Annotated in this window: 12 protein-coding genes; all 12 read left to right on the top strand. The window is 28.9% G+C overall.

Features of this window, described 5'->3' with window-relative positions; all coding sequences use genetic code 11:
- The coding region (locus tag PKV21_07605; protein HOM27355.1) for a hypothetical protein at positions 1–558 on the top strand (558 nt) is incomplete at its 5' end.
- Positions 555–1,100, top strand: coding sequence for a hypothetical protein (locus PKV21_07600; protein ID HOM27354.1), 546 nt, complete (start codon positions 555–557; stop codon positions 1,098–1,100). The genes PKV21_07605 and PKV21_07600, both read left to right, overlap by 4 nt.
- 2 nt (positions 1,101–1,102) lie before the next feature.
- Complete coding sequence (locus PKV21_07595) at positions 1,103–1,402, top strand: hypothetical protein (protein ID HOM27353.1); 300 nt, start codon at positions 1,103–1,105, stop codon at positions 1,400–1,402.
- Positions 1,396–1,755 (top strand): HK97 gp10 family phage protein, encoded by a 360-nt coding sequence (locus PKV21_07590; GenBank protein HOM27352.1) that lies wholly within the window; start codon positions 1,396–1,398, stop codon positions 1,753–1,755. Before PKV21_07595 ends, PKV21_07590 begins: the two co-directional genes overlap by 7 nt.
- Positions 1,752–2,153 carry a hypothetical protein gene (locus PKV21_07585; protein ID HOM27351.1) on the top strand — a complete coding sequence of 134 codons (402 nt, stop codon included), beginning with the start codon at positions 1,752–1,754 and terminating at the stop codon, positions 2,151–2,153. The genes PKV21_07590 and PKV21_07585 overlap by 4 nt, the downstream gene beginning before the upstream one ends.
- 53 nt (positions 2,154–2,206) lie before the next feature.
- A complete protein-coding gene (locus tag PKV21_07580) occupies positions 2,207–3,142 on the top strand; it encodes a phage tail tube protein (GenBank protein ID HOM27350.1) in 936 nt (311 codons plus the stop codon).
- A gap of 5 nt (positions 3,143–3,147) precedes the next feature.
- On the top strand, positions 3,148–3,504 hold the full coding sequence (locus tag PKV21_07575) for a hypothetical protein (protein ID HOM27349.1): 357 nt from the start codon (positions 3,148–3,150) through the stop codon (positions 3,502–3,504).
- Between the two features lie 8 nt (positions 3,505–3,512).
- On the top strand, positions 3,513–3,656 hold the full coding sequence (locus PKV21_07570) for a hypothetical protein (GenBank protein HOM27348.1): 144 nt from the start codon (positions 3,513–3,515) through the stop codon (positions 3,654–3,656).
- Complete coding sequence (locus PKV21_07565; protein HOM27347.1) at positions 3,649–6,018, top strand: phage tail tape measure protein; 2,370 nt, start codon at positions 3,649–3,651, stop codon at positions 6,016–6,018. The genes PKV21_07570 and PKV21_07565 overlap by 8 nt, the downstream gene beginning before the upstream one ends.
- Positions 6,018–7,403: a hypothetical protein gene (locus PKV21_07560; protein ID HOM27346.1), complete on the top strand. Its 1,386-nt coding sequence runs from the start codon at positions 6,018–6,020 to the stop codon at positions 7,401–7,403. The genes PKV21_07565 and PKV21_07560 overlap by 1 nt, the downstream gene beginning before the upstream one ends.
- A complete protein-coding gene (locus tag PKV21_07555; protein ID HOM27345.1) occupies positions 7,360–7,875 on the top strand; it encodes a hypothetical protein in 516 nt (171 codons plus the stop codon). The genes PKV21_07560 and PKV21_07555 overlap by 44 nt, the downstream gene beginning before the upstream one ends.
- Before the next feature lie 5 nt (positions 7,876–7,880).
- Positions 7,881–8,555 (top strand): hypothetical protein (locus PKV21_07550; GenBank protein HOM27344.1); only part of this gene is annotated, 675 nt, incomplete at its 3' end.

Genomic DNA, 8,555 nt, shown 5'->3' with positions numbered 1-8,555 from the left:
ATAATATCATTTATTTTCTTAAAAGATAGTATAAAAGAAGATGAAGAGGCAAGTATATTAAATAAATTAAAGGTTTTAGATGAGATAAAAGCAGATGATTTAGTAAATATTTTTAAAAGAATATTATTAACAGACAAAATAAATGAAGAAGAAAAGTTTTTAATTATTAGTAATATATTTTTAGAAGAAGAAATAAATGAAAAAGAGTTGTTAAAAATTTTAGCAAAATTAGAAATATATGATATAATAAAGGAAGAAGAATTAGAAAGAGTTTTTTCAATATTAAAAAATCCTTATTCCTTTAAAGATAGCCCCTATAAAAATAAAAAATCCCCTTATTCTTTTAAGAAAAATCCTTATAGCAAAAAAGAAAATCCTTATTCTTTTAAAGATAATCCCTATAATAAAAAAGAAACTCCTTATTCCTTAAAAGAAAATCCTTATAAAAAAAGAAGAAAACCTTACTCTTTAAAAGAAAGCCCGTATAAAAACAAAAACAATCCTTATAAAAACAAAAATAGTCCTTATCAAACAGAAGAAAAAAAAGAAATATTATGAAAAAATACACAACAATAAATAATATAGAAAACTATCTTTTAATAAATATAGATAGTGATTTTCATTCACAAGTTGAAATTTGGATTGATAGTGTGTCGCAATACATAGACAAAGAAACAAATAGAAATTTTGATATTATTAAAGAAGAAAGAAAGTTTAGCGGTGATGGAAGCAATACTTTAATAATAGATGATTGTTTAAAGGTAAATAGTATTAAAGTTAATGGGGTGGAAATAAAAAATTATTTTCTTTATCCGGAAAACAAACTTCCGAAAGAAATAGTAAAATATAATTTTTTCCCAAGGGGAGAGCAAAATATTATAATTGATGGGGAATGGGGTTATTCAAACGAAATACCAAGTGATATTAACTTTGTAGCAACGATTTTAGTTTCAGGAATAATTTATCAAAGTTTAAATCACGAAGGGGAAATCCAGAGCGTTAATATAGGAAGTTATTCTGTATCGTATAAAAGCAATAATCAGTGGCAAGATTTTAATAGAGTTAAGGAAATTTTAGAAAGTTATAAAAGATATTTTTAATTATGTTAAGATATTTTGATAAAAAAGCAAAAACACAAAGATTAGTATCAGAAAGCGATGCCGAGTATTATCAAGATTATTTAGACAATGTTCCTTGTTTAATTATTCCTTATGAGAGTTCATTTTCTACTGATTTAAACGGAGTTTATGGAAAAGATTTTCAGATGTTTTGCGAAGTATGTGATATTATGGAAAAGGACAAAGTAATAATAGATGATGATGTTTATGAGGTGAAAGGAGTTAGCAAATATAGTTTCTTAAATGATGAGCATTTAGAGTTAATAATTAGGCAATTATGTTAGAGGTAAAAATAAATTTAAAAGATTCACAGAAAATAATGAATGAGATTGGAAAAATTGGGGGAAACATAGATAAAAATATTTTAGAAGTTTTAGGAAAAGTATTGCTTGAAATTGAAAGAGACGCAAAATATTTAGCCCCTGTTGATACTGGAAGATTAAGGTCAAGTATTACTACGACAATAAATGAAGATAAAAAGCAAGGAATTATTTACACGAATGTTGATTATTCTATCTATGTTCACGAGGGGACAAGAAAGATGAAAGGAAGGCCATTTTTAAGAGATGCTATTTTTAGAGACAGCAAAGATATCAAAATAGAAAGAGAATTAAAAAAGAATTTATTAAAAAAATGATAAATACAATTTTAAATAAAATATATACTGAATTAAAAAAAATTGATTATATAGCAGATGTTTTTACCTATCCCCCAGAAAATCCGAAAGGATATCCTTATTGCTGGATTGTATGGGAAGGAAACGAAAGCCAAGTTTTGACAAACTACCAAGATAGAGTGATTATAACCTATAAAATAACATTGGTCCAAGAGAAATTAGAAGAATTAAAGGGAGCAAAAAACGCAGAAGAAACAGCAGAAAAAAGATGCTGGGAAATAGAAAATCTTTTAAGGGGATTAGAAATTGAAAATGTTTTAAGGATTGTACCAGTAGAAACAATTAAAACATACGACAGCAATTCAACAAGAATTATATTAGAATTTAACATAAAGGTCGAGTTGGTAGTAGATATTTAATATTTATTACCAAATTATTATAAATTAAAATTATAAATTAAAAATTAAAAAATATGAGAATAGGAAGAATTAAAAAAATAGCAATTGGATTAGAAAAAGAGCCAGGAGTAGCAGTATCTCCTACTCATTCTATTCCTTTTTTAAGTTTTTCTTTACAGGAAAAACATACTCCTATTGCTGATAATACAGCAAGAGGAATGAGAAATCTTGAAGGAAGTGATTCTGTTGAAGGCAAGAAATGGGGAGAAGGTTCAATTGAAGTTCCGTTAGACCCTGATACCGCTCCTTATTGGTTTGCGTTAGCGTTAGGTAAAATAACAAGCGAAAGCACAACCGGTGGATTTTATAAACATACAATTGAGGAAACAAAAACAAGCCAGCCATTGACAGCAACGATCGAAACAGAAAGAGAGGTTGGGAATTATAGATTTTTAAACTCTGTTGTCGATAAATTAGAATTAAATTTTGCTGACGATATCGCAAAATTAAGCATAGATGTTAAATCAAAATATCCTGTTAGCGGATTAGGAACAATAGACCTTGTTCCGTTGACATACTACACCTTTAAAAACGCATCAGTAAAGGTTGATAGTCAAGAAATAAAGGTTAAAGAATTTACTTTAACAATATCTAATAATGTTGAATTGATATACTATCCTGGAAGCAATGATGTTGGGCAAATAATAGTTAAAGGATTATCAGTTGAAGGAAGTTTCAGTTTAATCTTTGAAAATAAAAATCAATTAGATGCTTTTGATAGTTTGACAAAAAAATCAATGGAGGTTTCTTTTTCAGGAAGCGATGGAAAAAGTATTAAAATAACAATTCCTCAATTTAGAGTAAATAATTGGACAGAGGGAACAGGATTAGACGATATATCAGACGAGACAATAGATTTTGTAGCAGAATACAACGAAGACAAAGGAAAGACAATTGGAGTAGAAGTGGTAAATAAAATAGAAACTTATTATAACGAAGAAGAATCATAAAAATTATGGAAATCATAACACCATTTCAAAAACATAAAGTAGAATTAAAGGATTTTATTACAGGAAGAGAGGCAAACGAAATACAAAAGCCAGTTTTAGATTTAAAGATGAATATAAATGCTTCAAAAGGAAGTGAAGGAGAATTTAGCATTGGAGACATATCAGAGAAAATGACTGATAATATGATTAAAATAATAGTTGTGTCAATTGATGGAGATAAAAAGGATATTGTTAATAGGTTGAAGGATATGAGAAATGAAGATTATAAATTTGTTCTAAGGGAAGTAGAGAAAGTATATAATGGGGAAAATTTTACAAATCCCGAGTTGAAGCAAGAAGATGGTACAGGCTCGGGAAATTAACACCAGAGATGCAGATAGTTAGTATATGCCAAGAGATGCATTGGACCTATAACGATTATATGGAACAACCAACTTGGTTTTTAGATATGTTGAAGGATAAGTTTGAGATAGATAGCGAAAATATTAAAAAAATAATGAAAAAAAATGGCTGACTATAAATTGTCATTTGTAATAGATGCTGAGAATAAGGCTCAAAAAACAATTAATGAAGTTAAGAGCCAACTTGATGGAATTCAAAAAACAGCAAAGGATTTTGAACCTGCTTTTAAAAAGATGGCGGTTGTTGGAACAGCCGCTTTTGCGTCTATTACTGCCGTTGTTGTCTCTACTACAAAAGAGTTTGCTGATAGTGAAAAACAATTAAAAATAGTTGATACAATAATTGAAGGATTATCAACTACTACTCTAAATAATTTTTCAGGAGGATTACTATCAACACAAGAAGCAATTGAACAATTAAAACAAAAAACAAGAGAGTTTGGAAGCGAATTACAAGCAATGGGGGGGATATCAGATGAAACGGCTTCTGTTGGACTAGCAAAGTTAATACAAATTACTGGTGATTTTACTGAAGCACAAAAAGCGGCTATGTTAGCGGCTGATTTATCTATTTACAGGCAAATTGATTATTCTTCTGCTGTTGACATTGTTGGAAAAGTATTATCTGGTAATTTAGGAATATTATCAAGATATGGAATTCAATTGAAAGAAAACGCAACGGTAGAAGAAGCAATGATAGAACTAACAAGAAGAGCAGGAGGACAATACCAAGCATACGGAAATACACTTGAAGGACAAATTACTATTTTAAAGGCCAGTATATCTGATTTAAAAGAAGCAATTGGGGGAGTGTTTGCTGATATTGAGAAATCAATTGTTTCAGCACTTATTCCTTTTATACAAAATCTTACAAAATGGATTGATGAGAATAAAGAATTAGTTAAATGGATAACAATTATTGGTGGGGCTTTATCAGGTATTATTGCTGTAATAGGAACATTGGGATTAACATTTATTGCTATAACTAAAACAATAAAAGAATTAGAGATTGCTTTTATCGCTTTAAAAGGAATTGGACTTGCGACTATTGGGTGGATAGGGTTATTAGTTGCTGCAGTTGCTGGCTCTATATATATGCTTGTGAAATATAGAGACGAGATAATGGTAAATATTCTATATTTTAAGAATTGGATAAATTCAATTGAAGAAGCAATTGGAAAATTTTTAAGATTAGAAAGTGTTGTTAATAGAGCAAAACAGAAAACTGCTGAAAACAATGTTGTAATAGAAGAATATAAAAATAAAATAGAGGCTGGGAAAAACAAAACAGATGAATTTAGCGGTTCTCAAATTGATTTATCTGGTGCTATAAGCAATACAACTGATAACATAACGAAAATGGGAGCAGAGACAGAAAGAGTGATGGGAATAAGCAAGGATAAATTTAATGAAGTTATAAATACAATTAAGGAATTACAAGACAAAACAAATTCGCTCTTTGAAGATTTAGAAAAAATAGATAAAGATTACAAAAAACAATCATTTGATGAAGAATTAAGTTATAGGTCAAGTATTGCTGAATTAGTAGCAAAAACAGAGTTAGAAAAAGAAGAGTTAATTAAAAAGAAAGAAGATAAAATAAAAGAATTGGAAATAGAAAGAGAAAGGCTTGTCCGTGAACGACAAAGTAAAATAAGAAATGAAGCAAGCGCAAAAGAGATAGATAGAGTGGAGAGAGATATAGAAGATATAGATTTTATGATGGAGCAAAAAAATAATAAAGAGATAATAGATTTAGTAAAGCAAATAGAAGAAAAGAATGCTATTTTGAAAACCTATAAGGATATGGAAATAAATGTTGAGAGTTCGATACAGGAATACAAAGATTATATGAGAATGAATGAATTACAGAAATTGGAATACGATTATCAAAGAAAATCGATGATGAGACAAGTAGAAATGCTGACAGAGAAAGCAAATAAACTTCAAGAAATAATAGATGCTAAACAGCAATACGAGGCTTTAATGGTAATTTTCGGACAAGAACAGCAAGGATTTATTTTAAAAGAAATTGAGAAAACAAAATCATTTAAAGAAAACTTAGAAACACAATATAAAATATTAGGGAATTGGAAAGATGCTGTTGTTCAAGTTTATTCTGATATGGTTAAAGAGGCAAATGCTGAGATGGCAAAATTAAATGTCCCAGTAGGAGGAAAATCAGTAAGCGAAAAAGTTGAAAAAGAAAGTCAAAAATCAGTTTCGGCCTATAAAGCATTGGGATTAAAAAATCCAATAGAAAAAATAATTGGATACCAAGAGGGGACAAATTATGTTCCTCGAACAGGATTATATATGCTTCATCAAGGGGAAGCAGTTATACCAACGAAAAACAATTCTGGTATAGGAGGCATAGTTGTTAATGTTAATGGTGGTTATTATTTATCAGAAAAAGCGGCTGAAGAGATGGGAAATTTGATAGTTAAAAAGTTAAAAGAAAATATAAAATTATAATGAATATTAGTTTAAAAATTAACGGAGTTGAAAGAAGAGATATCGTAATATTAGATAGTATATCAAAGACAGATAACTTAAACAGCAGAAAAGATGATTTTTCTTTTGAAATTTTAAAAGGTGATTTTGTTCCAGAAGAAAACGATGAAGTTGAGTTTTTTATAGACGGAGTAAAGGAATTTGGTGGGATTATTATAAATATAGACCTTGAAAAAGAATTTAATGACGCTATTTTAAAAATAAATTGCGTTGATTATAGTTATAATTTAGATAGGCATTTAGTATTGGAAAAATATTATGACAAATCGGTAAATTATATTATTGGTGATATTGTTTCAAAATATGCTACTGAATTCACGACAAATAATGTAAATTGCGATAAGAATGTCCCAAGCATTTCATTTAATAGATTAGAGGTTTCAAATTGTTTTGACCTTTTAGCAGATTTATATAATTATAGTTGGTTTGTCGATTATGACAAAGACATTCATTTTTTTTCAAAAGAAGAAAATGTTGCTCCGTATAATATCACTGATGATTTTGGATACATCGAAGGAAGTTTAAAAATTAGTAAAGATTTATCGCAAATAAGGAACTCAATTACTATTAGAGGAGGAGAAGAAATAACAAATACAAAGCAAGAAATATATACTGGAACATCTGGACAAAAGCAGTTTCCTTTAATTTATAAATTTTCTTCACTTCCTTCTGTTTTGGTAAATGGAGTAGCAAAAAGCGTTGGGGTGGATAATTTAGATAAAGAAGAAGATTATGATTGCTTTTGGAACTTTAATCAAAAATATATTAGATTTAAGGAAGATATGAATGAAAAAACGATTGTCGTTTCTGGAACTCCACTTGTCCCGATTATTGTTCAAAAAATAGATTATCAATCAGCAGCAAAATACGGAATATACGAGCATTTTAAAGAAGACAAAAACATAACATCGAGAGCAGCAGCAATAGAGTACGCAAAAGCACAATTAGAAGCGTATTCTGGACCAATAATAGAAGGTTCTTTTGACACTAATCTTATGGGATTTAGGAGCGGACAAAAGATAAACATAAACTCTGATGTATTAGAAGTAAATGAAGATTTTATAATTGAAAGCGTTGATTTTTCTTTTATAGGAAAAGACAAAGGAGTTTGGAAAATAAAGTTTGCCACTTTAAAGACAATTGGAATTTTGACACTTTTACAAAATATGATAAAATTAAGCAAAGAACCGAAATATGATGTTGAAAAACTTTTATCACTTATTGGATTTTCTGATAGTTTAGATATAACAGATTCATTATCAATTATATTCCCGACATCTCCTCCGTATTATTGGGGAGACTGTGAAACAAACGAAGGAACTTGGGATTTTTCAACTTGGGATTAAAATTATGATAAAAATAAAAGACAAAAAAACAATTAAAGGAAGATATAAGATTACTAAAATTGAGAATGAAAAAATAATTGAAGAAACTGATTGGATTAACAATCTAATTGTATGTAGTGATGGATATGGATTAAATTTAATTATAAAAAATTTATTAGGTGTTGATGGTTATAATTTAAAAATAACACAAGCAAGAATGGGAACTGACGGAACTGCTCCATCTGATAATGATAATGATTTAAAATCTCCTGCTGGAAATTATGTAGAAATAGCGATAGGAGAAGAGGTAATTCCTTCAAAAATTTCCTTATCATTCTTTTTTACTGATGCTGATTTGCCTGATGGAACATACAAGGAGTTAGGGTTATTTTGTGGTAATAGGTTGTTTGCCAGAAGCGTTATATCTCCTTCTTATAATAAATCAATCAATCAAGACACGAGGATTGATTATGAAATAGAAATTAACAATTAAAAATTATGAATTCAAGCAATGTTAATCCTGGGGACCAAATTAAAGCAAGCCAATATAACGATTTAAGGGCTGATGCTATAAATATAAATTACAGAGATTTTGTCTTTGGGGAGAATATAAACGCTGGTGATGTTTTATATCTAAATAAAAGTGATGGGAAGGTTTATAAGGCATCGGCAACGAGCAGAGAACAATTGATTGGAGTAGCAGATGAGAGTGGAACAACTGGGCAAACGAAAAAAGTAAAATTAAATGGTTTTGTAGATAAAAACTTTGTCTTTGAAGAGACAATAGGAGAAACAATTGATTATAATAGGTCTGGAACTTCTGCTGGAACTTATCAATTGGTAAAAGATGGAATTTATAGAATTGTTTTTAGAACTGGTGATTTTGTCGGAAATATGACAAAAATAAGATTATTTTTATCTAAAGGAAATGATTGGGATTTTGCTCTATCTATAAATATTTATAAAATCAATGAAAAACTTGAAATAATTGGAAGTTCATTAGGAGGAACAACAATAACAAATCCAGATGTTGGGTCAACAGAAACAGAGGTTATAAAACCATTAAATATAAATAATTTAGAGCCAAGAACTTATTATATGATACACATGGCAATATCTGGTTCTTCATCTTCTAAACTTTATATACATTATATTAATGATACTAGCGCCCCA

Source organism: bacterium, from assembly GCA_035371905.1.
Taxonomy (GTDB): domain Bacteria; phylum Ratteibacteria; class UBA8468; order B48-G9; family JAFGKM01; genus JAMWDI01.
This window is presented reverse-complemented; position numbering and strand designations above follow the sequence as displayed.

Bases quoted from the DNA above. Each gene is read 5' to 3' on its own strand.
- PKV21_07565 (HOM27347.1), top strand. From the start codon at position 3,649: ATGGCTGACTATAAATTGTCATTTGTAATAGATGCTGAGAATAAGGCT.
- PKV21_07600 (HOM27354.1), top strand. From the start codon at position 555: ATGAAAAAATACACAACAATAAATAATATAGAAAACTATCTTTTAATA.
- PKV21_07595 (HOM27353.1), top strand. From the start codon at position 1,103: ATGTTAAGATATTTTGATAAAAAAGCAAAAACACAAAGATTAGTATCA.
- PKV21_07560 (HOM27346.1), top strand. From the start codon at position 6,018: ATGAATATTAGTTTAAAAATTAACGGAGTTGAAAGAAGAGATATCGTA.
- PKV21_07580 (HOM27350.1), top strand. From the start codon at position 2,207: ATGAGAATAGGAAGAATTAAAAAAATAGCAATTGGATTAGAAAAAGAG.
- PKV21_07575 (HOM27349.1), top strand. From the start codon at position 3,148: ATGGAAATCATAACACCATTTCAAAAACATAAAGTAGAATTAAAGGAT.
- PKV21_07585 (HOM27351.1), top strand. From the start codon at position 1,752: ATGATAAATACAATTTTAAATAAAATATATACTGAATTAAAAAAAATT.
- PKV21_07570 (HOM27348.1), top strand. From the start codon at position 3,513: ATGCAGATAGTTAGTATATGCCAAGAGATGCATTGGACCTATAACGAT.
- PKV21_07590 (HOM27352.1), top strand. From the start codon at position 1,396: ATGTTAGAGGTAAAAATAAATTTAAAAGATTCACAGAAAATAATGAAT.